Here is a 24,582-nt window from a genome sequence, read left to right as displayed (position 1 = left end):
TCGCCGGTCTCGGGCGGGCTGCTCAGCGGGTGTGGACGGTGCCGACCACACCGTCGCTGACCGGCGACGCCAACAGGACCAGCGCGGACGCCACGTCCTCCGGACGGCCCAGGGCCGCCTCGATCTCCGCGACCCGGCCGGCGTCGGTCCCGTTGGTCCGCGCCTCGTCCAGCGACCGTCGCATCAGCGGCGTGTCGATGTCGCCGGGGCACAGCGTGTGCACGCGGATCCCCTGTGGACGGAGCTGTCGGTCCAATGTGAGCGCCAGGCCGTGCAGTCCACCCTTGCTCGCGCCGTAGGGTACCGAGCCGGAGCCGTTCTGCACGCCCGCCCTGGAGCCCACCAGCACGAGGACACCGGTGCCCGGGGTGAGGTGCCGCACCGCGTGCTTGGCGACGAGGAACGGCCCGGTCAGGTTGACCGCGATCACCTGCGCCCACAGCTCGGCGGTGACCTCCCGGACGTCGAGGCCCTGGCCGCGCATGACGCCCGCCACGTGCAGCACGGCGTCGATCCCGCCCCACTCGGCGGCGACGTCGTCGAGCGCGGCGGCGACCTCGGCCTCGACGGTCACGTCGACCCGGCGGGCGCTGGCGCTCGCCCCGGTGCGCCGGGCCGCGGCGGCGGCCCCGGCCGCGCCGTCGCCGTCGGCGTCCAGCACCGCGACCGCCGCGCCGGCCGCGGCGGCGGCGTGGACGGTGGCCAGGCCGATGCCGGAGGCGCCGCCGACGACGACCACCCGCCGGCCGGCCAGCAGGCCGGCCGGCGGAGTGTCAGCGGTCATCGCGTGACCGTGCGGCGCACGGCATCCACCACGTCGGCCGCCTCGGGGATCACGGCGGCCTGCAGGGCCGGGGCGGCCGGCATCGGCACGTCCGGGGTGGCCACCCGGGCGACCGGGGCGCGCAGGTCGGCGAAGCACTCCGCGGCGGCCCGGGCGGCGATCTCGGCGCCGAACCCGCCGGTCAGGTTCGCCTCGTGGGCGACGACCAGCCGACCCGTGCGGGCCACCGAGGCGGCGACGGTGTCGAAGTCCAGCGGGTTGAGCCAGCGCAGGTCGATCACCTCGGCCTCGATGCCCTCCTCGCTGAGCTGGCCCGCGGCGTCCAGCGACGCCGAGACCATCCGGGACCACGCCACGACGGTGACGTCGGTGCCCGGGCGGACCACGCGGGCGCCGCCGACCGGTTCGACCGGGGCGTCGGTGCGGACGGGGCCGCGTGTCGGGTAGAGCATGCGCGCCTCGGCGACCACCACCGGGTCGTCGCTGACGACCGCGGTGCGCAGCATCTGGTACGCGTCGTCGGGCGTGGCCGGCAGGGCCACCCGCAACCCGGGGGTGTGCGCGAAGTACGCCTCGGGTGAGTGCGAGTGCTGGGCGCAGGCGCCGGGCGAGTAGCCCTGCTGCATCCGGATCACCAGCGGCGCCTTCCACCGGCCGTTGCTGGAGTAGTGGATGGTGGAGATCTGGTTGACGAACTGGTCCATCGCCACGAACGAGAAGTCGGCGTACATGATCTCGGCGATCGGCCGGAGGCCGGTCATCGCCGCTCCCAGGGCCATGCCGAGGAACCCGGTCTCGGAGATCGGGGTGTCGAAGATCCGCGCGGAGCCGAACCGCTTGTGCAGCCCCTTCGTGGCGCCGAACGGCCCGCCGGGCAGGGCGACGTCCTCGCCGAAGTAGACGGTGTCCTCCCGGCTGTCCAGCGCCCAGGTGAGCGCGGCGTTGACGGCCTGGATGTAGCGCAGGGACTCAGACATGGACGTGCTCCTTGACGGTCGCCGGGTCCGGGAACGGCACGGCACGGGCGGCGGTGACGGCGGCCTCCACCTCGGTGGCGACCTCGGCGTCGATCGCGTCGAGCCGGGCGGTGAGCGCGGCGTCGGCGGCCTGCCGGATCCGGGCCAGCGGCTCGCGTTCCCGGGCGGCGGCGACCTCGCCCGCCGGCCGGTAGTGCTGCACGTCGCCGCTGTAGTGGCCGACCAGCCGTTCGGTCATGGCCTCGACGATGGACGGTCCGGACCCCTCGCGGGCCCGGGTGACCGCCTCGGCGACCGCCTCGGCGACGGCGTCGGGGTCGTTGCCGTCCACCACCCGGCCGGGGATGCCGTAGCCGGCGGCCCGCTCGGCGAGCTGGCGGACCAGCACCATGTCCTCGATGCGGGACATCTCGGAGTAGACGTTGTTCTCCACGACCAGCACCAGCGGCAGGTCGAGCACCGCGGCGAGGTTGAGTGCCTCGTGGACGTTGCCCTGGTTCATCGCGCCGTCGCCGATGCTGACCACGGACACCGCGCCGCTCGCGGTCCGCTGGGCGGTGAGGGCCGCGCCGGCGGCGACGGGCACGCCCGCGCCGACGATGGAGTTCTCGCCGATGAACCACCGGCCCGGGTCGGACAGGTACGGCGAGGCGGCCCGGCCGCCGCAGAGGGCGGAGTCGCGTCCCATCATCTCGGCGAAGAGGCCCACCAGGTCCACGCCCCGGGCGATGGCCCAGCCGTGACCGCGGTACGTGGCGGTCACGTGGTCGCCGTCGCGCAGCGGCCGGCAGGCGCCGACCGGGATCGCCTCCTGGCCGTTGCACAGGTGGATCGAGCCCGGGATCTCGCCGTCGTCCTTGAGGGCGGACAGCCGCTCCTCGAACCGGCGGATCCGGGCCATGAGCCGATAGTCGTCCGGCAGACCCATCACACCCCCAGTGGTAGTTAGAGCCTTATTCCGGCTCGTTCGATTTGAAGCCTAGACCAGCGCTGTAAGGCTATGGAAGAGTGCAAGAGCAAGTTTCTGGCCGTTATTGGTCTCTTATTTGGAGGCAGGTATGGAGATCACCGCCGTCGAGTCGGTGGTGCTGGGCGACGCGCACTTCGTCCAGGTGCACACATCGGACGGGCTGGTCGGCGTGGGCCAGTCCGCCTGCTGGGGCTACCCCGCCGCGGTGCACGCCGTCGTGGAGGCGTTCCGTCCGCACCTGCTCGGTGCCGACCCCACCCGGATCGAGCACCACTGGCACCACCTCTACCGGATGGGACCGTTCCGGGGCTCCGTGCTCTCCGCCGCCGTCTCCGCGGTCGACCTGGCCCTGTGGGACCTGCTCGGCAAGCGCCTCGGGGTCCCGGTCTGGCAGCTGCTCGGCGGCCGGGTGCGCGACCGGATCCGGCTGCACCTGCTGCTGCCCGGCACGGGGGCGGAGGCGCTGGCCGCACAGGCCGCGGCAGCCGTGGCCGACGGCTTCACGGCGGTCAAGTTCGACCCGCTGCCGGCCGACTACCCCGACCTGTCGCTGGCCCGGCTGGTCGCCGCCACCGAGGCCACCACCGCCGCGGTCCGCGACACCGTCGGCACCGACGTGGACCTGCTCATCGAGCTGCACCGCAAGCTCACGCCCCTGCAGGCCGAGGCGGTCGTGCCCGCGCTGGCCAGGCACCTGCCGCTGCTGGTGGAGGACCCGATCCAGATCGACAGCGTCAGCAGCCAGGCCGACGTCGCCCGCCGCGCGGCAGGGGTGCCGATGGCCAACGGCGAACGCCTGCACACCATCTGGGAGTTCAAGGAGCTGCTCGCCCAGGGCGGCGCCCAGTACGTCCGCCCCGACCTGGGCCTGGCCGGCGGGATCAGCCACGCCCGCAAGATCGCCGCGCTGGCCGAGGCCCACCACGCCGCCGTGGTGAGCCACAACTGTCTCGGTCCACTGCTGACCATGGCCTCGGTGCAGTTGGACGCGGCCATCCCGAACTTCGTGGTGCAGGAGTACTCGCCCCTGGACGACCAGCTCGCCGACGGGCCCGCGCGTGCCTGCGTACGGCGGCAGGGCGGTTTCCTGCCGGTGCCGGAGGAACCGGGACTCGGCGTGACACTGGACCTCACCGACGCCACGCCGCTCGACCTGACCGGTCGCCCCTTGACCCGGATCCCGCTGCGCGCCGACGGCTCGGTCGCCTACGCGGTCTGAGTGCTCACCGCCGTGGCCCGGCGGGACGGTCCGCCGGGCCACGGGGGTGCGCGACGCCGCGCTCAGCATCCCGCGGGACGGCCCGCGTGGTGGAAGACCGGGTACGCCCACAGCGGTTCGCCGTCGGCGTCGGCGATCTCGGCGAACAGGTGCGCCAGGGACCGGGTCCAGCGGGCCTGCACGGCGGACGCGCCGGTGACCCGTCGGGCGTGCGGGTGACCGTGCCGGGTCCGCAGCACGCAGATCAGCAGCAGCCCGTGCCGGTAGATGTGGTAGTCGTAGATGCCGGCGTCGTCGAGCAATGCCGACATCTCCGGCCAGATCTCGGCGTGCCGGCGCTCGTACTCCCGCTCCGCCCCGGGGCGCAGCCGGTAGAGGTGGCACAGTTGGACCCCGGGCCCGGACTCCCCCGGCCCGGCCGCCCCGTCCGCACCGGAAACCTCCACCGGCGGGCTCACTTGCCGGAGCCGGCCAACGCGCCGGCCACCAGCTGCCGCTGGAAGACCAGGTAGATGATCAACACCGGCAGCAGCGCGACGATCAGACCGGCGCTGACCAGCGGCACCGACACGTCGTACTGGCCGCTGAGCAGGGAGACGCCGACCATCAACGTCTTGCTGTCCGAGCCGCCCATGATGACCAGGGGCAGCAGCAGGTCGTTCCACATCCAGACGAAGTTGAAGATGGCCAGCGCGGCCAGCGCCGGGGTCGCGATCGGCGCCAGCAGGCGGAACAGGATGGTGAAGTGGCCGGCGCCGTCCACCCTGGCCGCCTCGATCAGCTCGTCGGGCACCTGCTGGAAGTAACCGGCCAGCTGGTACGTGCCCAACGGCAGGCCGAACGCCGCGTACGCCAGGATCAGGCCCTGGTACTGCCCGGACATGCCCAGGTCCAGCACGGTCTGGTACAGCGGATAGATGATCGCCTGGCTGGGGATGGTCAACGTGACGATGATCAGCAGGAAGACCAGCTTGCCGCCCCGGAAGCGCAGCTTGGTGACCGCGTACGCGACCAGCAGCGCGGCCAGCACCGACAGCACCAGCCCACCGGCGGTGGTGATCAGCGAGTTCAGCAGCAGCCGCGGCATGTCCATCCGGCGGAACGCCTCGAGGTAGTTCTCCAGGGTCACGCCGGTGGGCAGGCCCAGCGGGTCCCGCGCGAAGCCCGTCTGCGTCTTCAGCGAGCTGACGATGGTGAACAGCAACGGGTAGACCGCCGCGACCGCGACGACCACCAGCGCGAAGGTCAACAGGTAACGCCCCAGCCGGGCGGTGGCACGCCGGTTCATCGCGTTCTCCGGGTCCCCTCTGTGAACATGTGCCGCACGCTGAGGATCGACAGCAGGGCGACGAAGACGAACAGGGCGATGCCGATGGCGGAGCCGTACCCCCGGTCCAGGAACTGGAAGGTGGTGAGGAAGACCAGGTACTCGGGGAGCATGGTGGCGTCCCCCGGCCCGCCCTGGGTCAGCGCGTAGATCAGCGGGAACAGCCAGATCAGCACGCCGGAGGCGCACAGCACGCTCCAGTAGGCGACGGTGGGCCGGAGCATCGGCACGACCACCGAGAACAGCCGCCGCCAGAAGTTCGCCCCGTCGAGGTAGGCGGCCTCGAGGACCTCCTCGGGGACGGTGGCCAGGCCGGCGAGGTAGGTCATCACGCCCAGGCCGAACAGGCTCCACAGGGCCACCGCGACGAGCGAGAACAGGGCGCTGTAGCGGCCGTTGAGCCACTCGAGGGCCAGGGGGTCCAGCCCGACCGAGCGCAGGAAGGCGTTGAGCGGCCCGTCCGGGGCGAGGATCTGCCGGAACATGATGCCGACGACGATCGGCGCGATGGTGTACGGGATGAAGTACACGGCGCGGAAGAACTTCCAGCCCGGGGCGCGCTGGTGGATGACCACCGCCAGGACCAGGGGCAGCACGACCCAGATCGGCAGCGTCGCCACCACGAGCAGCGCATTGCGGAAACTGGAGCGCACCACCGGGTCGTCGAGCATCCGGGTGTAGTTGTCGGCGCCGGCGAAGGAACTGCCACCGAAACCGCTCGACGATTCGAGGCTGGTGACCACGCCCCGGCCGAGGGGCACGAACTTGAACGCGACGGCCAGGGCCAGCGCCGGCAGCACCAGGGCGGCACCCAGCCACCACTCCCGGATCCGCGCGGCGCGGACCGGACGGCGTGCGGGCTCGGGCGGGCGGTCCGCGACCACCGGCTCCGACACCGGCGCGGTGGAGATGGTCATCGGGTTTCCTCTCTGGGGCGGGCCGGGCGGGACGGCCGGGGCCGCCCCGCCCGGGGCGACTACTTGTTCTGCTTCTTCGTCGGGCTGCGCTCCAGGGCCTGCTGCATCTGCTCGGCCCACTTGTCGACGGTGAGCTGGCCGAGGGTGACCTGCTGCCAGCCACGGGCCAGCGCGTCGGCCTCCGGGCCGGAGAGCATCACGCCGGCGTGCAGGGTCGGATCCGCCACCAACTCCTGGATCTTCTGGAAGGCCGGCGAGGAGGGCAGCAGCGCCTTGTCGACGTTCTTGTTCAGCGGCTGGCCCTTGGCGTGCTTGACCCACAGCTCGCCGTTCTCCTTGCCGGCGAGCCAGGTGATGAAGGCCAGGCCGGCGTCCTTCTTCTCGCTCCACTTGGTCACCCCGTAGACGGCGCCCTCGATGCCGGAGAACTTCTGCGCCAGCGGCGCCGTCGGGTTGGCCGCCGGCCAGCGGGTCACGCCAAGCTTGTCGTCGCCGAGGGCCTTGCCGAACGCCTCCCAGTTCACCGCGTCGGAGATGATCGTCCCGGCGAAGGCGGCGCCGCCGCGCTGGAAGATGTCCGCCCCGTCGGGGAGCATCGTGATCGACGGCGCGTTCTTGTTCGCCCAGCCCTTGGTGGTGATCTCGGCCAGCTTCTCCAGCACCGAGACCAGCTTCGGGTCCTTCCAGGACAGGGTGCCCGCGAGCAACCCGCGGATGTCGTCCTCGCTCAGGTAGCTGCGGGCGATCTCCGGGAAGTCCCAGTAGGCCGGGAACGTGCCGGACAGGCCCAGGGCCAGGCAGGTCTTCCCCGTCTTGGCGACCGCGTCGCAGGCCGCGCCGAACTCGTCCCAGGTCGCCGGGGGCCGCTCCGGGTCGAGCCCGGCGGCCGTCAGCACGTCCTTGTTGTAGTAGAGGACGTTGCCCTGGTACGAGAAGGGCACGCCGTAGCAGGGCTTGCTGGTGTCGAAGCCCTCGCAGGCACCGCTGTAGGTGACGAGGTCCTTGTTGATCTCCGCGGCCTTGTCGCCCAGCGGCACGTACGCACCACGCCGGTCGAACAACTCCAGGCCGGCGTTGTTGGCCATCACGTCCGGCCCGGACTGCGAGGTGATGTACGGGCCCTGCACCTCGGGGTACTTGTCGAACGGCACCGACTGCATCTCGAGCTTGATGTCCGGGTGGCTGGCCTCGAAGCTGGTCTTGACCTGCTTCCAGTACTCGGTGCCACCCGGCTCCCAGGTCAGCACCTTCAGGGTGACCGGGCCGCCCGCGGCGTCGTCGCCACCGCAGCCGGTCAGCAGCGCGGCGGCGGCCACGCCCGCGGCGACGAGACCGGCCAATCTACGTCGATTCATCGGCAGAAGCTCCTGTCAGCGAGGGGGTTTGAGGGATTCGGCGGACGGCGCCGTCGGCGGCGGCGCTGTCGACCACGGCCGCGGCGATCTGGACCACGTGCAGTCCGTCGGCCAGGGGAACGACCGGGGACGCGTCGCTGCCGTCGACCTGGCGGAGGAAGTGCCGGAGCTCGGCGGCGAGCGCGCCACCGCCGTCGACCGGGGAGAGCAGCCAGTCCGGCGCCTCGGTCTGCTCGGCCTGCACCAGCACCGTGGAGTGTCCGAGGTCGACGTGGCCGACCCCGTCGGTGCCATACACCTCGACCAGGTCCGAGGTGTGGTTGGGGGTGTGTTCGGGCAGGAGATAGCTGTTGCGGATCGACGACACGACGTCGTTGGCGTGTCGAAGCTCCGCCCACACCAGGACCGGCGTCGCCGATCCCGGTCGGGTCCGGGCCGCCGCGCGCACCTCGACCACCGGCGCTGCCGCGTACCAGAGCGCCAGGTCGATGTCGTGCACCGCGGTCAGCAGTGCGGGATGGTCGTTCGGGAAGAGCCGGGTCAGGGAGCGGGGGCGGTCCCGGCGCGAGGAGACGGCCAGCACCCGGCCCAGACGGCCCTCGCGGACCGCGTCGTGCAGCGCCCGGTGGGCGGGGCTGTGCCGCAGGATGTGCCCCGGCTGGCAGAGCACCCCGTGCGCCTCGGCGGCCGCGACGATCGCCGTGGCGTCGGCGACCGTCGCGGCCAGCGGCTTCTCGACCAGCACGGGAATCCCGGCGGTGATCAGTGCGACCGCGACGGCCCGGTGCGCCGGCCCGGGCACGCACACGGAGGCGGCATCCGGTGCCGCCTGCGCGAGCAGGGCCGCGACGGAGTCGAACGTACGCGGGATGCCGTGCTGGGCGGCGACCCGCTCCCGGGTGGCGGTGTCCGGGTCGACCAGTGCGTCCACCCGGACACCGAGCGACCGGTACGCGGCGACGTGCCGGGCGCCGAACGCGCCCGCCCCGACCACGGCCACCCGCGGCCCGGTGCTCACCGGGCCACCGCCGCCGCGGTGCCCGCGCCGGCGACCGGGGCCGGTGCGTCCTCCGCGAGCCGACCGTCGAGGACCGCCCGGGTGAGGCGCTCCAGGGCGGCGACCCCCGTCGCGATGCACCGCTCGTCGACGTCGAACGCGCCGGAGTGCAGCGGCGCTCCACCGCGTTCGCCGGTGACCCCGAGCTTGACGTACAGGCTCGGGCCGAGCGCGCCCAACAGGGCGAAGTCGTCCGTGGTCAGGGGCGGTACCGGCAGGTCGACGACGTCGACGTGCCCCGACAGCTCGGCGTGCGCGAGAGCCACCACCTCCGGGGCGTTGCGCACCGGCGGCATCTCGTTGGCCCAGGCGAACCGTACGCCGAGGTCGAGCGCGGCGGCCTGCTGGCGGGCGACGCGTTCGATGACCTCCTTCAGCCGCTCCCGCACGACGGGGTCGTGGGTACGCAGCGTCCCGGTGGCCTCGGCCCGCTCGGCGACCTGGCTCTGGCTCGCTCCGCCGGCGATCGTGCCGATGTTGAAGGCGACCAGTTCGTCGGGGTCGCGGGACCGGGAGACGGCCGCGTGCAACGTGGACACCATGGCGGTCAGGCCGAGGATGGCGTCCCGGCCCAGCGCCGGGGTGGCGGCGTGCGCGGCCCGCCCGAGCACCTCGACGCGGAACGCGTCCTTGGCCGCCATCGCGGTCGCCCGGTCGATCCCCACCGCTCCGGCGGGCAGGTCGGGCCAGCAGTGCAGCCCGAGCACGGCGTCGAACCGGCGGTCGCGGAACGCCTCGTCGGCCAGGACCGCGGCAGCCCCCGAGTCGGCGCCGAACGGGATCTCCTCGGCCGGCTGGAACAGCACGGTCACCGCACCCCGGGCGGGTGGGTCGGCGGCGAGCCGGGCGGCGACCCCGTAGGCGACCGTCATGTGCACGTCGTGCCCGCAGGCGTGGCACACGCCCGGATTGCGGGAGGCGTACGGCTCCTGCTTGCTGTCCTGCACGGGATAGGCGTCCATATCGGCCCGAAGGAGGACCGTCGGCCCCGGGACACCACCGTCGATCTCCAGGACGACGCCGGTGTCGGCAATTCCGGTGCGAATCCGACCGAGCGGCCCGAGCAGGCGCTCCAGGGTAGCTGCGGTCTGCCGCTCCGTGAACCGCAGCTCGGGGTGCCGGTGAAGCTGACGCCGCAGCCGTACCAGCTCATCAACCTCGTCGCCTGGCAGCGTCACCCGGCTCACTCCTCGCTCGCGCCAACGTAATCCGGACCTAATTGAGACAAGAACCTAAGTCAGGGGTGTCTCCGCGTCAATGGCCAGGCGAAATTTGAGTTAGGGTCCGAACCATGCAACGCGCCGACGCCCACCTGCACCTGTTCGCCGCCGGCTACCCCGGCCGCTACGGCCGCTCCCCCGCCGGCGGCGACGAACTGACCGTCTACCAAGGCCTACGCCGCGAACACGGCATCGTCCGGTCGCTGGTGATCGGCTACGAAGGCGAGGCCGGCTTCGCCGGGAACAACCACCATCTGGCCGCCCTCACCGCCGCGCACGACTGGATCGCGCCGGTCGCCTACGTCCCACCAGATGGACCAGCCGACGAAGACTCGCTCGACCGCTGGTGGTCGGCGGGTTTCGTGGGCATCGCCGCCTACCTGCCGGACCCGACCTCGGCGGACCGCTTCGCCGACTGGCTGGCACGCCACACCGCGGCGTTGAACAACGCCGCCGTGCTGCTCAGCCTGAACGCCACACCCGCCGCGACCGACCGGCTCGGCTCGGCCCTCGCCGCCCTGGACGGGTGCACGATCCTGTTCAGCCACCTGGGACTGCCCGGCGCGCAGCCCGTGGTGCCCACCGGCGACGAGGCGCGGGAGATCCTCACGCCCCTCACCCACCTGGCACGGCTACCCCACGTCGGGGTCAAGATCTCCGGCCTGTACGCCGTGAGCGAACCCTCCCACGGCTACCCGCACGAGGCGGCGCGACCGTTCGTCGAGCTGCTCCTGACGCACTTCGGCACCCGGCGCCTGTACTGGGGTTCGGACTTCCCGCCCAGCCTCGACCACGTGTCGTTCGCACAGACCCTGCACCCGGTCGGCCTCGACGAACTCTCCGCCGCCGAACGCGACGACGTCCTCGGCGCCAACCTCCTGCGCGCCCTGGACCAGCGCACCGCCGCGGTGCCCACCGGGCGCCCCGCCGCCGATCGCCAGATGTAGCACCAGAACGGTACGCACATCCGGGGAGACGCACGCCATCATTTCGTCAAAAGCTGACACCCGCCCCCGGGACCTGCCGGCGAGTGGCACCGTGCAGATATACATGCGCATGCGCCCATGTCGTTTGCGCCCGGTTTTCGGGCGGTGCGGGGAGGTGTGGTGACCACGACTGAGGAGGAAGGCGCGGCCGGCCGGGTCAAGGTGCGTGAGGTGGTCCGGGACGTGGTGGCTTCGGTCGCCCCGGAGGAGTTGCCTCTGGTGGACGGGCTGGTCGCGTTCGACGACGCCACGGTGGTGCGGCGCCTGGGCACCCGGGGCGGGCGGCGTGAGCCGTTGGGTTTCGGTTGGGGCGAGGTCGTGGCGTTGGCGACCCCGGTGGTGTGGCTGGTCGTGCAGCAGCTCGCCGACCGGGCTGCCGCGTCGGCCGTGGACGGCACCGCCAAGGGAACCAGAGCCGTCCTGCGCAAGGTCTTCCGCCGGCGGGCCAAGCCCGCGGAGGTCCCCGCGTTGACCCGCGAGCAACTCGGCGAGGTACGGCAGCGGGTGGTGGAGGTCGCCGTGCAGCGCGGCCTGGACGACGAGCGGGCCACGGCAATCGCCGACGCGCTGGTGACCCGGCTGGCGCTGACCGCGCCGGTGACACCCGTGCCGGAGCCCGTGAGCCCGGACAGGCCCGGGCCCGGGGACAGGGCGTGATGGTCGCCGAGCCGGCCCGGTCGCGCGTCGACGAGCGGGCGATGGGTGCCGGTACGACCGTGCGGTTCGTGCTGCTGGTGGTCTTGCTGCTGGTGAGCAGCGCGACCATGACGGCCAACGTCACCGCGTGGCTCTCCGACACCGACAGCGTGGAGGGCTTCGCCTGTTTGCTCGCCACCGGGATGGATCCCAACGATGCCTACAGCGCGGCCGGCGAGGCCAGCTTCATGGCCAACGTGGCTGCCTACGAGGCGTGCATCGCCCGCCATGAGCGACCGCTGCCGTGGTGGATCCACCTGGCGTGGCCGGCTCTGCTGGTGGTGTTGGCCAGTGTGCTGTTCTGGTGCCTGCATCTCTGGAAGGCGCGGCGTGGCCGGGTCGTCCCGCTGACGGCGATCGACCGTGACGGCGAGATCCTGCGCACCGTGGAGAGTCTGGCGGCGTCGGCTGGCCTGGCCCGTACGCCGAATGTCGTCGTGGATCCGGCGGCGGCCTCGGCCGGGGCGGTGGTGTTCGGCCGCAACCGCCGGCCGACGGTGTGCCTGCACGGTGGGCTGCTCGCCCGCAGGGCCACCGATCCCGAGGCGTTCCGGGCGGTCCTGCTGCACGAGTTCGCCCACATCCGCAACGGCGACGTCACCCTCGCCTACGCCACCGTCGCGGTGTGGCGGGTGTTCCTGGCAGTGGTGCTCCTCCCCTACGTCGTGTGGTGGATCATCGCCTTCCCAGGTGGGCCGTGGTCGCCGGAGTGGTCCGGTGCGGTGCCGATGGCGACCCGTAACCTCGTGCTGGCGGTCTTCCTGGTGGCGCTGATCCATCTCGCGCGGTCGGACGTGCTGCGCAGCCGGGAGATCTACGCCGATCTGGCCGCGGCGCGATGGGGCGCCGACCCCCGCCCCTGGGCGGTGGCGACCCCGGGCCCGCCCGAGGGGAGACTGAGGCGGCTGGGCGCCTCGTTCGTCGAGCTGTGGCGCACCCATCCGCGATGGGATCTGCGCCGAGAGGCGCTGGACGATCCGGCGGTGCTGTTCGGTCTGCGGTCGCTGCCGATGTTCCTGACCGGGGTCGCCGCGACTCTGATCAACTCCCAGGTGCGGTTGTACCTGAGCATGTCCGATCTGACCCGCCCGTGGCTCGGCCAGGTGGCGGCTGTCGCGGCGGCGGGGCTGGTCACCGGGCTGGTGGGGGTCGCCCTGTGGCGTGCCGTGGCCCATGCCGTGCTCACCGGACGGCGTGTGCCCTCCGGCCTGCGGGCAGGGCTGTGGCTGGGAACGGGGATGATGGCCGGCGAGCTGGTGCTGAACGACATCGTGCTCACCGAGTGGCTGCCCCAACGCCCCGCGATCCTGGTGCTGGTGGTTCTCGCCGGGGCGGCGTTCACCTGGTGGGTCGCGCAGTGCGCCCACCTGTGGCTCAGGGCATGGCCGGGCCGGACGATCCGGCCGGTGATGCTGGCGGGGTTGGCATCCGCGTGCCTTGTGTTGTCGGCATGGTTCACGTGGTGGCGCGAGTGGGGCTCTCAGTACCTGAACGGGCCGGCGTTCGACACGCATGCGCTGCTGGAGCGCGACTACCCCGGCGAGGCGGCCGACCATCCTGCCGCGGCCAGCGTGATCGGCATCGTCCACCCGCTGTTGCACAGCCTGGACCAGCCCCTCGTCCTACCGATGGTCGCGGCCCTGTGGGCCGTGCCGCTGCTGGCCTGGACGAGCCGACGGGCTACGGCCACGCTCCGCTGGGTGCCCGGCGCGCTGCGGGAGCCGGCCGCGGCGGAGCCACCTGTGGAGCTGCCGCCGCTGCGAGGGATGCTCGGAGTCGCGACGCTGGGCGGGGTGTCGGGCTGGGTGGCCGTCGCGGGCGCGGCGGCGTACATGCATTCCTGGCAACCACCGCGTGGGCAGCGGGGCGGCCTGTACCTCTGGATCTACGAGGGGTGGGTGTTGGTGGCCCTGGTGACGGCGGCCACGGCAGCCGCCGTCGCCGCGAGCGCGGTCGCGAGTCGCCACCGGCTGCTCATCGCGATCATCACCGCCGAACTCGCGGCGTTGATCGGCCTCGGCGGATGGTTCGGCCTCCTGTCCGTCGACGGGTGCGTTCCGCTGCTGAACACCCTGGCATCGTCCTGCCAGTGGCGTCCGGCCGCGGCCTGGCCGCTGGTCCAGCTTCTCGCGGGCCAGGTTCTCGTGGTCGCCGCGGTCACGGCCGTCATCGCGGCCGCAACCGTTTCCGCGATCCGCCAGGTGTGGACACCCGGAGGGCACCACGCCGCCAAAGCGCGTCCAGCGAGGGAAGGACGGGGCGGGTTGGTCGCCCGACGGCTGTGCGTCGGTGTGTTGTGCGCCGCCGCGGTGGGGGTCACCGTGCTGGAGGAAGCGAGCCTGCTGGACATGAAGCGCTCCTCGAAACGTGAGGCCGCGGCCAACGTGCAGCTCATGGTGCCCGTTGGTGAGCCGCCGGCGGTGTCCGCCGAGACAAGAGCCATGCAGGTGCTCGCGTGGAAGAACCTCGGCGCAGGGGACCTGGTGAGGCGCTACGCCGATGCCCTCGAACGCCTCGGTACGGCACAGATCCAGGCCGCGGACGCCGCAGACGCCGCGAACAGCGCACGCGCCGAGATCGACCCGGCCACGTTCCGGCCGATCTGTGCCGACATCGGTCAGGTCGCGCGGGACGCCGACCGCTACTTCCGGGTGCCCGACCCTCAGGGCCAGGTGCTCTGGCGCAGGTTCATCGAACAAGCGGCAAAGGGCAGCCAGGAGTGCCAACAATCGCTGGACCAGGGGGATTCCGCCCTCTTCACGGCATCAAACGACAGCATCGCCAAGGCCAGCGACGCCCTCACGTCGCTGCTCGACCGGACCGACGTGGTGCTGCGAGACGGCGGCCTGAGGCGCCCGTGACAGCGCCGGGCGGCGACGCGACCGCCGCCCGGCCACGAAACACGGCAGCTCCTCAGTGCGCTGCCACGACCACCGCCGCCGGTTCCAGTTCGGTGAGCCGGGACGGCCGCACCACCACGAGCAGGACGGCCGTCGCCGCCACCATGCCACCCGCGACCACGAGGGCCATGGCGACCGCGCCCGTGCCCAGCACGCCCACCAGGGGCGCGGCCAGCGCGCCGACGCCGAACTGCACCGCGCCGAGCAGGGCCGATGCGGTACCGGCCGCTTCCCCGTGCCGGGACAGGGCCAGGGCCGGCGCGTTCGGCATCGCAAGCCCCGCCGCGGCGAGCACCACCCACAACGACGCCAGCAGGCTCGGCAGACCGCCGAGCCCCGTCGCGGCGAAGGCGAGCAGCGCCACACCGGCGCCCGTTCCCACAGCCAGGGCGACGACGAGGATCCGCTGCGGCGAATAGCGGCGCAGCAGCCGTACGTTGAACTGCGTCGCCGCGATCAGCCCTACCGCGCCCGCACCGAAGGCCAGCCCGAACTGCTGCTCGTTCAGCCCGTACTGCTCCTGCAGGACGAACGACGACCCGGCCACGTAGGCGAACAACGCCGCCATGGCGAGCCCGGCGACCAGGACGAGGCCCACGAACGTGCGGTCCCGCAGCAGCGAGCCGTACACCACAACGGTCGCGACCACCCCGCCGCGCTGCCGCCGGTCCGCCGGCAGCGTCTCGCGCAGCCCGAGCGCGGCGACCACGACGAGCAGCACCCCGAGGACGGCCAGGGCCACAAACACGCCGCGCCAGTCCGTCCAGCGCAGCAACCCGCCACCGAGGGTCGGGGCGAGGATCGGCGCCGCCCCCATGACCAGCAGCAGCCGGGAGAGCAGCGTGGCGAAGGCCGCGCCGCTGAACAGGTCGCGGACCACGGCCATCGCGACCACCGAGGCCGCCGCCACGCCGAGGCCCTGCACCACCCGCAACACACCGAGTACCGCGATGTTCGGTGCGAGGACGCAGAGCACCGACGCCACGACGTGCAGCGCGATACCGGCGATCAGCGGAACGCGCCGCCCGACGGCGTCGGACAGCGGGCCGATCAGCAACTGGCCGACGGCGAGGCCCGCCAGCGTGCCGGTGAGGGTGAGTTGGACCGCCGCCGACGTGGTCTGGAAGTCCGCGACGATCGCGGGCAGTGCGGGCAGGTACATGTCGATGGTCAGCGGACCCACCGCGATCAGCGACCCGAGCACGAGGACGAACCGCAGGCGTTGCCGAGCGCTCATCAGGTCACCCGGCGTCCCCGCGGCGGCGGGACCAGCGGGAGCATCGACGGTAGCGGTCATCGGATCGTCTCCGACCGGTCGACCCGCAGCCGCGGGGACTGTGCAGAAGTCATAACTGGCTCCAAAACCCGGTCCGGTGATCTCATTCCCCCGCGGGCCAGGACGCAACGGAGATCACACCGCGGCCTCTTGATCGGCGGCCAGCCAGCAGTGACCGGACGTCGCCTACCAGGTGAACGAGCGCGGCCGGCGGGACGGACCGGTTCAGAAGGTGTGCAGATCCAGGGTGATCCCGTCCGATCCCCCGGGATGGCTCACCGCGACCCAGTCGTCCCCGGCGCCCGCGAGCCAACCGGGGTAACGGCCGAGCTGGCGGCCGGTCGGCACGTCGTAGACGATTACGAACGGCCGGCCGCCCGTCGCAGCGCTGACCGCCACGAACCGTCCGGTCACGGTCGACCGCCAGCTCGCCGACCCACCGGAGAGCCCCGGATCCGGCGCGGTCCACCGCGACGCGCCGGTGGTCATGTCGAGCAGCTCCAGCTCACCCTCGTCGGCGTTGCGCCGCACCAGCACCGACCGGTCGTCCCCGTCGATCGGTACGCCGGAGGTGGCACCCTCCCACTCCGCCTTGCCGTTGCGCAGGTCCACCAACTGTGGCCGGCCGGTCGCGCTGACCGCGACGAGCCGGGTGCCGGCCCCGATCAGGACCAGCCCGCTCTGATGGTTCGTCAACCGCTTGACGCACTCACCATCCTCGTTACGCCCGCTGAAGACCTCACCGGACCAGCCTCTGGCACCGGTTGCCGCGTTGACGGTGTCGATGCTGACGGTGCACTGCCGATCACCCCGGGGTGGATCGTTGTCGGTGGTCACCAGCAGGTCGCCTGCGACGAAGCCGTACCAGGCCCGGCTCGGCAACCGCCCGGCCCCAGCCTTGCCGGTGGTGGTCGCGACTGCCGTGTAGGTAGGGGCGGACGCGCTCAGCCGCACCGCCACGTACCGCCCGGTGGGCGGGGCATACGGCATACGCGCACCGAGCGCGACGTCGGTCACCCGGGCGAACCGGTCGGCGGCCAGTTTCCAGAGCTGACGGCCGTCCCGGACGTCCCGGGCAATGACCACGCACTTCGCCGACTGCCCTGTGCCTACGCACTCCTTGTTGTAGACGACCTGTTGCTGGACGATGACGTCCTGGGTGTCCTCGGCCCGCCAGCGGGTGGCGCCGGTGACCGCGTCGAGCACCTCCAGCGGTCCTCCGTTGCTGGCGCTCGCGACGATCAGACCGTCGGTGACCGCGTACTGATAGCTCGTCGGGAACGGATGGCGCCACCGGTCCTGCCCGGTGGACCGGTCCACCGCCCGGAGTTCCCGCTCGTCGGGCACGACGATCAGCTGGCCGATCTGCGCCAGCTGATCGACGAGCCGGTTGACCGACACCGACCAGACCGGGTCGGGGCCCTCCTGCCCCGGCCGGCTGCCCCGGCCCCGTAGGGTCTCCTGGCTCACCTCGATCTGCGGTGCAGGCCGCTCCGGCGGCTCCGCCCGAGGCCCGGCGCACGCGGCGAGCCCGAGGACCAGGCTCAGGGCCGTTCCGGCGAGGCTCCATCGAGGCGGGCGGTACGACGGTGACAACGGTCTCTCCTTCGATCGGTGGCGAAGGCCCCACCGTAGGACCCGCCCGCACCCGGGCGCCGACCTGAAGCGCTCGCCCGACTCACCGCCGCAGCTGTCCCGGCCGAAACCGGATCGCGACCAGGTCGACCGCGGCGTCGCGGTGGGCCCGGGCTACGTGCCGGTGGCGCCGTCAGGGTGCCCGACGGTTGGCGCGCAGGGCGGCCAGCACTACGCCCGGTGTGGCCAGCGACCTCGGATGCGCACGCATGGAGACGACCTCGTTGAACCGCCGCGCGACCGCCACGTCCGTGACGGTCGCCGTGACGATCTGCCGGCTGATCCAACTCGAGAACCGGTGGCCGCGCGGGTAGGGCCCGTCGACGTGCGGCAGGGCCAGGTCGGCGGAGGTGGACGTCGACCACGCGGCGTCGACCACGACCCTCTGCCAGTCGAAGAACCGGCGCGCGGGCAGGGCCGGATCCGGCCGTTCCCGCAGGTAGGCCGACAGGCAGGCCGCGTGCAGGGCCGCCGCCGTCATCCCCTGCCCGTACACCGGGTTGAACGACGCGACCGCGTCGCCGACGCTCACCAGCCGGGCCGGGAACCGCTTGAGCGTGTGGAAGTCCCGCCGCCGGCTGTCGGCATGGCGGTAGGTCCGGACGTCGCCGAGCATCTCGTTTCCGGCGACGTCACCGAACTCCGGTGGGAACTGGTCCCGCAGCCGCCGCACGAAGTCCTCGGCGGTGCTTCCCGGGCGGTTGTCGCCGTACCCGGCCATCATCGCCATCCACCGGCCGTCCTCGACGGCGAAGACCGCGGCACCGGCCACGTCCGGCGGCGTCCCCGGAGTGTGCAGCGCCATGACGACCGTGAGGTCGGGAGCCGTCTCCGGGCGTCGGAACAGGGCCGTCGCGTAGTTCAGGTTCACGGTCATCCGCCGCGTGACGGGGCGGTCCCAGCCGGCGTGCTCCAGCCACTCGGACAGCCTGCTCGAACGCCCCATGGCGTCCACCACGAAGTCACCGCTCTCGACGCCGGGCACCCCGCCGACGTCGCAGCGGACGCCGGTGGCCGCGCCACCGTCGAGCACGAGACCCGTGGCGCGGGCCACGACCGTCTTGACGTTGGGCAGTCGAAGCACCTGCTGACGGATCAGCCCCTCCAGCAGCGGCCGGGTGCCCGTCAGGCTGTCGGCGTCGTCGGGCACGACAACCTTCAGCCGGCCGTCGAGGTAGGCGCGTCTGGTCCCGGGGGGAGCCTCGATCGCTCCCTGGGCCAGCGCCTGTTCGCGGAAGCCGGGAAACAGGCGTTCGAGCTGGAGGAAGCCGCCGGGCAGGAGCGCGTGCAACTGCGTCCCCTGTGGCACGCCCCGCCGACCGCCGGTCAGATGCAGGTCGTCCCGGTCGACGACGACGACGCTCTCCGCGTGGTCGGACAACACCCGGGCGGCCAGCAGGCCGGCGACGCTGCCGCCGACCACGACGGCCCTGCCCATGACCGGGGACTGCCGGGCGGGTGGTCGCACGGCGTTCAACGCGGCGAAGACCTTGGTCGGGGAGAGGGGCATCGTGCTCTCCAAGGGGGTACGAGAGGTGCCGCGCGCGCCTGCCGAGCGGCCTGCGCGTACGCGGCCCCAGGGGACAGACCGGCCGACATGACGCTCGTCGATCGTCGCACAGCTCGGCAGTTGACCGGCGCGGTCCTCGCTGGTCGGTGCGGGCCAAGTCGAAGGCGGGCTCTTGGCGCCCGGCCGGGGCGGGTCTGTGGATCTAACGGTGTTTCCGGCCTGACAGCCCCCTCACCTCGGAGTCAGACCCGAGCGGTGAGACCGTCACATCTTCTGCAACCTCGGTGCTCTGTTGGTCACCGTGGCTGGGCTGTGCCGGCGGTATCGGTGCCGGCGCAGCCCAGTCGTGGGTGGTTGGGTCTCCTCGTGCCGGGTGGACATAGCGAGTGGGGTTCGCGGTTCGTGGTTTCCGTGCCGAGGCTTGGTTGGCGGCGGTGGTCTGGGGAGGGGTCAGTCCCACTGGTCCTGGTTGAGGAAGCGGGCGAGGCCCCGCCACGAGTTCGGTCCCATCACCCCGTCGATCGGGCCGGTGTAGCCCCAGCCGGAGGCGAGTCGCTGCACCGCCTTCCAGGTGTTCGGCCCCGGTACGCCGTCGATGGGGCCGGTGTAGCCGTAGTTGCGCATGGCTCGTTGCAGCGCGGCGTACGTGTTCACGCCGGGCACGCCGTCGATCGGCCCGGTGTAGCCGGCGGTGATCCGTAGCCAGTTCTGCATCCGTTGGTAGAAGATCGGGCCGGGGATGCCGTCCTGCTCGGTGGTCGTCTTGGGCAGGCCGCCGCCACCCGGGTTCTGGCTGATGTAGGTCAGCGGGTTGATGCGTACCCCGCTCGGGTTGATCATGTGCCAGTGCAGGTGCGGGCCGGTGGAGCTGCCCGACCCGGGGGCACCCACAGCGCCGCCCGACCGTCCCACGATCGTCCCGGCGCCGACCGCGGTCCCGTTGGCCAGCAGAAACTGTGACAGGTGCATGTACTGGCTGCGGTAACCGTCCGCGTGGTAGATCGTGACGGTGTGCCCGCCCGTCCCGTTGTAGGGGATGTTCTGGATCGTGCCGGCGCCGCAGGCCGGCAGCGCGGTGCCGACCCCCATCCCGAAGTCGATCCCGCCGAGCGACCCGTAGTCGAGGTGGTCCTGCCAGGTTCCGGTGATCGGGTAGCCGGTGAACGGGTTGTAGATCACCGGTGCCGCCTGGGCGGTCCCGGGAAGACTGACGATCCCACCACCGACAACGAGGGCACCGGCGGTCAACGTCGTACTGCGCAGCAACGTACGGCGGCTGAGCCCGGCCGGTGGCCGGTCTGTCGCACCGCCACAGCAGTTGGGCTGAATCTCCTCACCCATCATCGGCTCCTCATCCGTCTTTGTCGTGCGTGGATGGCGACGAGACTAGGGGCATCGGGCTGTATAAATATCGGTTGATCGACCGATCAGGGGAAAGGCGCCAGATGGCGACCGAGGCCACCTCGGGGCAGGAGCCGGCCGTGTGGCCGGTGGGTGCGGTGACGGATGAGCCGTGATCGCGATGCTGGTCGATCGGGCTCGTGGTGACGGGATGAAGGCCGACGTTGGCGCGTCGGCCAGGAAGGCACGCCAGCTGACCGCAGTCGTCGAGGACGGGCGAGGCGTGCGTTCGACCGACAGCCGTCCTGGCAGAAGCCAACCACGCACACCATCACAGATCGTCGACCTGGATCAACCCATCCTGGATGGCGCGCGCTACCAACATCGCCTTGGTGGGGGCCGCCCGGCCACGCATCGCGTACTTGATCCGAATATGCTCCAGATGGGAGTTGACCGTGCCCAGCGAAATCCCCAGGCGCTGAGCCACGAACTCCTTGGAGTGCGACTGGAACCACTGGATCAGCACCTCGGTCTCGCGCGCCGACAACACCGGCCGGTGGGCGGAGCGGTCGCCGGCGAGCGCGCCCGCCAGGGATGGCGCGGTGTACGCCTGGCCGGCCGCTGCGGCCCTGGTGGCATTGAGGAGATGCTCGGTGCCCTCAGCCTTCGTCAGGTAGCTCAGCGCGCCCAACTCCAGGCACTGAAGTGCGATCACGTCGTCAGCGCGCATCGAGTAGACGACGACCCGCCGCCCCGCCTGCACCAGTCTGCGTAGGTCGCCCATCGCCGGGGTCGGTCCGCCCAGGTGCAGGTCGAGGATGACCACGTCGGCCTGGGCACCTTCACCGAGCCACGCGACGCGGACGTCACTGCCCGAGGCGGCCACCCGTATCGGCGGTGTGCCGGAGGACAGCCAGTGGGTCACCCCGGCCAGCACGGCTGGGTGGTCATCGACGATTACGGCGCTCAGCTGCTCCTCGTCTGCCATCTGGCCTCCATTCGCACGGACTCGCCATAGGTGTCACAGTCGACTACGACCTGTGCGGAGGCTGCGGTGACCACGTCGGTGCCGACGTCCGCCATCACGGCGACCCGCACGTCCTCGTGGGTGCGCAGCACACTCACCCGCGCGTGGGACCGTGCCGCAGCCAACGTCGCCACGACGGGGCTGGTGAGTTCCCGACGCACGTCGGGGGGCACCGCCACGGCCGCGCCGCTGACCGCCAGCGACACCTCGATGCCGCGTCGTTCGGCCTCATCGACACACGCGGTGACTTCGTGCACCAGCGGATCAGGGACCTCGTCGTTCTCAGCGAACAACCTGCGGAGCTGGGTCGCCGCAAGGGAGCACCGTCGTCGGGTGTCGTCGTCGCGGGGGTCCAGCACGCCATCGGCCAAGTCCGCCAGCAGCGGCAGTGTCACGCCCAACTGCCCGGCGAAGACGGTGCGCTGTTCCCGATCCCACTGCTCGACCGCCATCACCCTGGTGATCAGCTGCTCCTGCTCGGCGGCCACTGACATCGCCTGACGGGTTCTGTGGTGCAGCATCCGCGAGATCGGCACGACCGCCAGCTGGATGCTGGCAGTGCCGAACGCGACGATGCCCGCGGCACCGATCCCCGCGCGGTCCGGCATGACCGCCAACAGGAATTGGCCAACGCTCGCCGTCAGATGCACGGCCATGGCGGTGAGCAGCACGGGCACGCGGTCCAGGAGCAGCAGCAACAGATGCCACCCCACCAGGCCGAACGACCAGTCCGGTGTGCCGAAGTGCTGGCCCAGTGGCAGGACGCGGGTGGCACCGGCCGAGGCTCCCAGCGTGACCGCCGTGCCGACCACCACGACGACGGCCGGTATGGGCTGTCGGCGCACCACCCACACGCCACAGGCCGCCGTGACGAGCGCCAGTGCCGTGAAGGCGGCCACGGCGACCCACCTCGGCTGGTACTCATATTCGATCAGCGGCCATACACACAGCCCGAATTGCACGACGCCGGTGATGCACAGCAGCGCAATCCGCATCGTTGGGTGCACGTGGTCGCGCGCGGCGCGGCTCTCAGGCACCGGGCCACACCAGCCGCACCGAGGTCCCCGTACCGGGGCGCGAGCTGACCAGGGCGCTGCCGCCGGCCGCGGTCATGCGTTCGACGATCGAGCCGCGAATGCCGCGGCGGGAGTGCGGCACCTCGCCAGGGCAGAACCCCACGCCCGCGTCGTCGACCGCAACGACTACGCGATCCTCCTCGACGTGGATGCTCAGCGTGGCGTCGCGTACGCCGGCGTGCCGCTCGACGTTGGCCAGTGCTTCACGTACCGCCCGCACCAGCGCGAGTGCCGCCGACGCGGGCACCACCGCCCCTTCCCGCCAGAGGACGTCGACGGTCAGTGGAGTTCGGTCCACGACGGAGCGCAGCGCGGCATTCAGGTCGACCAGGCTGTCCTGCGAGGCCTGTCCACCCGTTGCGCCTGTGAGCACGGTCAGGTCGTGCCGTGCGTACTCGGCCACCTGCCTGGGGTCGATGTCCCGGCCGTGCGCCGTTACCAGGAGAAACGTCGCCGAGGCCGTGTCGTGCAACAACGCGAGGAGCTCCCGTTCCTGCGAGTGCCGCGCCACCGCCACCGCCTCGGCCCGCGCCAGCGCTGCCCGGCGTGCCCGCAACACGTCCACGCGCCTGCTGGACCGCTGCAACAACACGAACGCCAGACGCGCCATGACGCACTCGAGCAGCAGCCGCAGGCCGACCGCGCTCCCCTCGTCGACGCCAACCACGGCGAAGCCGACCACGAGCAGCCCGGCCGTGACGGGCAGCGACACCTTCGGCGGCCAGTCCCACTGCAGAGTAATCGACGTCGTGGTCAGCGCGTTGAGTGCCCACTGATTGGGCTTTCCATCAATCCACTCCTGCGTCACGCAGATCGCCGCAACACGCGCCACCGCGAACGTAAGCGCCAGTGGCGCCGCGCGCTCGGAGAACCCGGCCTGGCAGTCCACCACGGCACCGACCACCATCAGCCCGAACAGTGCGAACCCTTGCGGCAGGGCATCGCCGGGAAGCGTCAGAAGCCCGAATGCGCTGATGAGCAATAGCAGGAACCCACGCATGGGCGCCGCGTACCGGCGTGCTGAGGCCAGGAACTCCGCCTCTACGCTGCCCGGCCCTGAACTCGACGGCATGGCGATCTGTCATGTCCCGCGGCAGGAGCAGGAGGCCTGCGGCCGCGTCACGAGACTGCGATCGGCTTCGATAACCACGCGAGGACCCTAACAACGGAGCCCCGCCCTATTTCACACCGGCCGGTGCCGTCGGCGTGATGTAGCTCGACGGTCTGGGATGGTGTGTCTGGGGAGTGGTTCCCTGCCCTGAATGGCCGTCGGTCGAACGCACGATGCCTGCCGTTCGTGCCCTGTCTAGGTTCGGCGCACAGCACCCCTCTATGTGGGAGTCGGTTGATGGCAGGCGACGGGTTCAGCAGACGGACCTTCTTGTACGCAACGGTGGCGGCCGGTACCGCCACTGCGGTCGGTATCGGGGCGCGCGCGGCCGAGGCAGCCGTCCCGGGTTTCTACAACCCCTTCAGTGGCTATCCGATCACTGGGACCTGGCAGGAACATCTCAACCGGGGGTCGCTCGGCGGCATCGACTACGGCATGCCCGTCGGCACGCAGCTGCCCGCTGCGGGCGGCGGTGTCGTGACCAACGATCCGAACAACGGCACCGGCGGCTACACCGTCACCGTTCAGCACGACAACGGCTACCGCACCCAGTACCTGCACCTGTCGCAGTTCCTACTGGCCAACGGCACGCGGGTCGGCACGGGCGAGATCGTCGGGTTGTCCGGCGGGGCGGTTGGTGCACCGGGATCCGGCTCGTCCACCGGCCCGCACCTGCACTGGCACATGATCGATCCGAGCGGCACCCGCATCAACCCGCTGGTCTACCTGGATGGCGCGGGAACGACCGCCCCGGGCGGATACGCAGGTCTTTGAGACCGCGGACAGCACTGGTTGGCGGCCGTTGCCGGTCGGGTCTGACGGGCAACCCGTTCTCGCGGGCGCGGTCAGCGCGGTGCTTCGCGCGGACGGCACCAAGATTGTCTACACGGTGCGCGATGGTCGTTTATATGAGGCAGCCAGCAACACCGGGTGGCGGAATCTGCAGGTGCCCAACCACGACCAGGTCTCCGCGGTATCGGCGATCCCCTACAACGGCGCGGTCGTGGTGTACACGGTGCGTGGGGGCGCGGTGTACGAGTCGAGCAGCGCCAACTGGCAGCCCCTGCTGGTCGGCCACAACGGGCAACCCGTCCACGGAACCGCGGTCAGCGCGGTGCTTCGCGCGGACGGCACCAAGATTGTCTACACGGTGCGCGATGGTCGTTTATATGAGGCAGCCAGCAACACCGGGTGGCGG

The 24,582-nt window shown here is 71.7% G+C and carries 22 protein-coding genes; 6 read left to right on the top strand and 16 right to left on the bottom strand.

The window, feature by feature from the left end; genetic code table 11:
* Positions 1-22: 22 nt before the first annotated feature.
* Genes ACGFZ2_RS15215 through ACGFZ2_RS15205 form a run of 3 tightly spaced genes read right to left on the bottom strand, consistent with a single transcriptional unit; the run spans position 23 to position 2,689 of the window.
* Positions 23-784 (bottom strand): SDR family oxidoreductase, encoded by a 762-nt coding sequence (locus tag ACGFZ2_RS15215; protein WP_357462198.1) that lies wholly within the window; start codon positions 782-784, stop codon positions 23-25.
* Positions 781-1,761: a transketolase C-terminal domain-containing protein gene (locus tag ACGFZ2_RS15210; RefSeq protein WP_357462199.1), complete on the bottom strand. Its 981-nt coding sequence runs from the start codon at positions 1,759-1,761 to the stop codon at positions 781-783. Before ACGFZ2_RS15210 ends, ACGFZ2_RS15215 begins: the two co-directional genes overlap by 4 nt.
* Positions 1,754-2,689, bottom strand: coding sequence for a thiamine pyrophosphate-dependent dehydrogenase E1 component subunit alpha (locus ACGFZ2_RS15205; RefSeq protein ID WP_393453765.1), 936 nt, complete (start codon positions 2,687-2,689; stop codon positions 1,754-1,756). Before ACGFZ2_RS15205 ends, ACGFZ2_RS15210 begins: the two co-directional genes overlap by 8 nt.
* Positions 2,690-2,819: 130 nt before the next feature.
* Here ACGFZ2_RS15205 and ACGFZ2_RS15200 point away from each other — a divergent pair, with 130 nt between their 5' ends.
* Positions 2,820-3,950, top strand: coding sequence for a mandelate racemase/muconate lactonizing enzyme family protein (locus ACGFZ2_RS15200; RefSeq protein ID WP_393453762.1), 1,131 nt, complete (start codon positions 2,820-2,822; stop codon positions 3,948-3,950).
* 62 nt (positions 3,951-4,012) lie between these two features.
* Here ACGFZ2_RS15200 and ACGFZ2_RS15195 read toward each other — a convergent pair whose 3' ends face one another.
* Genes ACGFZ2_RS15195 through ACGFZ2_RS15170 form a run of 6 tightly spaced genes read right to left on the bottom strand, consistent with a single transcriptional unit; the run spans position 4,013 to position 9,784 of the window.
* Entirely contained in the window at positions 4,013-4,396 is a 384-nt protein-coding gene (locus ACGFZ2_RS15195; protein WP_393267300.1) for an L-rhamnose mutarotase, read from the bottom strand.
* A gap of 8 nt (positions 4,397-4,404) precedes the next feature.
* A complete protein-coding gene (locus ACGFZ2_RS15190) occupies positions 4,405-5,238 on the bottom strand; it encodes a carbohydrate ABC transporter permease (protein WP_393267297.1) in 834 nt (277 codons plus the stop codon).
* Positions 5,235-6,194, bottom strand: a complete 960-nt coding sequence (locus ACGFZ2_RS15185) for a carbohydrate ABC transporter permease (protein WP_393453759.1) — start codon at positions 6,192-6,194, stop codon at positions 5,235-5,237. The genes ACGFZ2_RS15190 and ACGFZ2_RS15185 overlap by 4 nt, the downstream gene beginning before the upstream one ends.
* Positions 6,195-6,253: 59 nt before the next feature.
* The gene (locus ACGFZ2_RS15180; RefSeq protein WP_393267291.1) at positions 6,254-7,549 is read right to left on the bottom strand and encodes an ABC transporter substrate-binding protein; all 1,296 of its coding nucleotides are present in this window, start codon (positions 7,547-7,549) and stop codon (positions 6,254-6,256) included.
* A complete protein-coding gene (locus tag ACGFZ2_RS15175) occupies positions 7,536-8,567 on the bottom strand; it encodes a Gfo/Idh/MocA family protein (protein WP_393453756.1) in 1,032 nt (343 codons plus the stop codon). Before ACGFZ2_RS15175 ends, ACGFZ2_RS15180 begins: the two co-directional genes overlap by 14 nt.
* Complete coding sequence (locus ACGFZ2_RS15170; RefSeq protein ID WP_393453753.1) at positions 8,564-9,784, bottom strand: M20 family metallopeptidase; 1,221 nt, start codon at positions 9,782-9,784, stop codon at positions 8,564-8,566. The genes ACGFZ2_RS15175 and ACGFZ2_RS15170 overlap by 4 nt, the downstream gene beginning before the upstream one ends.
* A gap of 113 nt (positions 9,785-9,897) precedes the next feature.
* Between ACGFZ2_RS15170 and ACGFZ2_RS15165 the strand changes: the two genes are divergently transcribed.
* From ACGFZ2_RS15165 to ACGFZ2_RS15155, 3 genes are all read left to right on the top strand, one after another.
* Positions 9,898-10,773, top strand: coding sequence for an amidohydrolase family protein (locus ACGFZ2_RS15165; protein WP_393453750.1), 876 nt, complete (start codon positions 9,898-9,900; stop codon positions 10,771-10,773).
* 159 nt (positions 10,774-10,932) lie between these two features.
* Positions 10,933-11,469, top strand: a complete 537-nt coding sequence (locus tag ACGFZ2_RS15160) for a hypothetical protein (protein WP_393453748.1) — start codon at positions 10,933-10,935, stop codon at positions 11,467-11,469.
* Complete coding sequence (locus tag ACGFZ2_RS15155; RefSeq protein WP_393454403.1) at positions 11,469-14,369, top strand: M48 family metalloprotease; 2,901 nt, start codon at positions 11,469-11,471, stop codon at positions 14,367-14,369. The genes ACGFZ2_RS15160 and ACGFZ2_RS15155 overlap by 1 nt, the downstream gene beginning before the upstream one ends.
* Positions 14,370-14,421: 52 nt before the next feature.
* Here the strand turns inward: ACGFZ2_RS15155 and ACGFZ2_RS15150 are convergent, their stop codons facing one another.
* The 7 genes from ACGFZ2_RS15150 to ACGFZ2_RS15120 form a co-directional block, all read right to left on the bottom strand.
* Entirely contained in the window at positions 14,422-15,645 is a 1,224-nt protein-coding gene (locus tag ACGFZ2_RS15150) for a multidrug effflux MFS transporter (RefSeq protein ID WP_393453745.1), read from the bottom strand.
* A gap of 264 nt (positions 15,646-15,909) precedes the next feature.
* Positions 15,910-17,280 (bottom strand): PQQ-binding-like beta-propeller repeat protein, encoded by a 1,371-nt coding sequence (locus ACGFZ2_RS15145; RefSeq protein WP_393453742.1) that lies wholly within the window; start codon positions 17,278-17,280, stop codon positions 15,910-15,912.
* Positions 17,281-17,452: 172 nt separating this feature from the next.
* Positions 17,453-18,829 carry an FAD-dependent oxidoreductase gene (locus ACGFZ2_RS15140; protein WP_393453739.1) on the bottom strand — a complete coding sequence of 459 codons (1,377 nt, stop codon included), beginning with the start codon at positions 18,827-18,829 and terminating at the stop codon, positions 17,453-17,455.
* 450 nt (positions 18,830-19,279) lie between these two features.
* Entirely contained in the window at positions 19,280-20,170 is an 891-nt protein-coding gene (locus ACGFZ2_RS15135; protein WP_393453736.1) for a peptidoglycan DD-metalloendopeptidase family protein, read from the bottom strand.
* A gap of 331 nt (positions 20,171-20,501) precedes the next feature.
* Entirely contained in the window at positions 20,502-21,158 is a 657-nt protein-coding gene (locus ACGFZ2_RS15130) for a DNA-binding response regulator (RefSeq protein ID WP_393453733.1), read from the bottom strand.
* A complete protein-coding gene (locus ACGFZ2_RS15125) occupies positions 21,137-22,234 on the bottom strand; it encodes a hypothetical protein (protein WP_393453730.1) in 1,098 nt (365 codons plus the stop codon). Before ACGFZ2_RS15125 ends, ACGFZ2_RS15130 begins: the two co-directional genes overlap by 22 nt.
* Entirely contained in the window at positions 22,227-23,273 is a 1,047-nt protein-coding gene (locus ACGFZ2_RS15120; protein ID WP_393453727.1) for a sensor histidine kinase, read from the bottom strand. Before ACGFZ2_RS15120 ends, ACGFZ2_RS15125 begins: the two co-directional genes overlap by 8 nt.
* A gap of 348 nt (positions 23,274-23,621) precedes the next feature.
* Here ACGFZ2_RS15120 and ACGFZ2_RS15115 point away from each other — a divergent pair, with 348 nt between their 5' ends.
* Entirely contained in the window at positions 23,622-24,158 is a 537-nt protein-coding gene (locus ACGFZ2_RS15115; RefSeq protein WP_393453724.1) for a M23 family metallopeptidase, read from the top strand.
* A partial coding sequence (locus ACGFZ2_RS15110; RefSeq protein WP_393454434.1) for a hypothetical protein occupies positions 24,115-24,582 on the top strand: 468 nt, incomplete at its 3' end. The genes ACGFZ2_RS15115 and ACGFZ2_RS15110, both read left to right, overlap by 44 nt.

Source organism: Micromonospora sp. NPDC048063 (assembly GCF_043202855.1).
Classification (GTDB): Bacteria; Actinomycetota; Actinomycetes; order Mycobacteriales; family Micromonosporaceae; genus Micromonospora.
The sequence above is the reverse complement of the archived record's forward strand: the minus strand, read 5'-3'. Positions and strand labels throughout refer to the sequence as shown.

What these genes read in the sequence shown, in the direction of transcription:
- ACGFZ2_RS15165 (WP_393453750.1), top strand. Translation starts at nt 9,898, where the DNA reads ATGCAACGCGCCGACGCCCACCTGCACCTGTTCGCCGCCGGCTACCCC.
- ACGFZ2_RS15130 (WP_393453733.1), bottom strand. Translation starts at nt 21,158, where the DNA reads ATGGCAGACGAGGAGCAGCTGAGCGCCGTAATCGTCGATGACCACCCA.
- ACGFZ2_RS15120 (WP_393453727.1), bottom strand. Translation starts at nt 23,273, where the DNA reads ATGCGTGGGTTCCTGCTATTGCTCATCAGCGCATTCGGGCTTCTGACG.
- ACGFZ2_RS15210 (WP_357462199.1), bottom strand. Translation starts at nt 1,761, where the DNA reads ATGTCTGAGTCCCTGCGCTACATCCAGGCCGTCAACGCCGCGCTCACC.
- ACGFZ2_RS15200 (WP_393453762.1), top strand. Translation starts at nt 2,820, where the DNA reads ATGGAGATCACCGCCGTCGAGTCGGTGGTGCTGGGCGACGCGCACTTC.
- ACGFZ2_RS15140 (WP_393453739.1), bottom strand. Translation starts at nt 18,829, where the DNA reads ATGCCCCTCTCCCCGACCAAGGTCTTCGCCGCGTTGAACGCCGTGCGA.
- ACGFZ2_RS15215 (WP_357462198.1), bottom strand. Translation starts at nt 784, where the DNA reads ATGACCGCTGACACTCCGCCGGCCGGCCTGCTGGCCGGCCGGCGGGTG.
- ACGFZ2_RS15185 (WP_393453759.1), bottom strand. Translation starts at nt 6,194, where the DNA reads ATGACCATCTCCACCGCGCCGGTGTCGGAGCCGGTGGTCGCGGACCGC.
- ACGFZ2_RS15115 (WP_393453724.1), top strand. Translation starts at nt 23,622, where the DNA reads ATGGCAGGCGACGGGTTCAGCAGACGGACCTTCTTGTACGCAACGGTG.
- ACGFZ2_RS15190 (WP_393267297.1), bottom strand. Translation starts at nt 5,238, where the DNA reads ATGAACCGGCGTGCCACCGCCCGGCTGGGGCGTTACCTGTTGACCTTC.
- ACGFZ2_RS15150 (WP_393453745.1), bottom strand. Translation starts at nt 15,645, where the DNA reads ATGAGCGCTCGGCAACGCCTGCGGTTCGTCCTCGTGCTCGGGTCGCTG.
- ACGFZ2_RS15155 (WP_393454403.1), top strand. Translation starts at nt 11,469, where the DNA reads ATGGTCGCCGAGCCGGCCCGGTCGCGCGTCGACGAGCGGGCGATGGGT.
- ACGFZ2_RS15135 (WP_393453736.1), bottom strand. Translation starts at nt 20,170, where the DNA reads ATGGGTGAGGAGATTCAGCCCAACTGCTGTGGCGGTGCGACAGACCGG.
- ACGFZ2_RS15180 (WP_393267291.1), bottom strand. Translation starts at nt 7,549, where the DNA reads ATGAATCGACGTAGATTGGCCGGTCTCGTCGCCGCGGGCGTGGCCGCC.
- ACGFZ2_RS15205 (WP_393453765.1), bottom strand. Translation starts at nt 2,689, where the DNA reads ATGGGTCTGCCGGACGACTATCGGCTCATGGCCCGGATCCGCCGGTTC.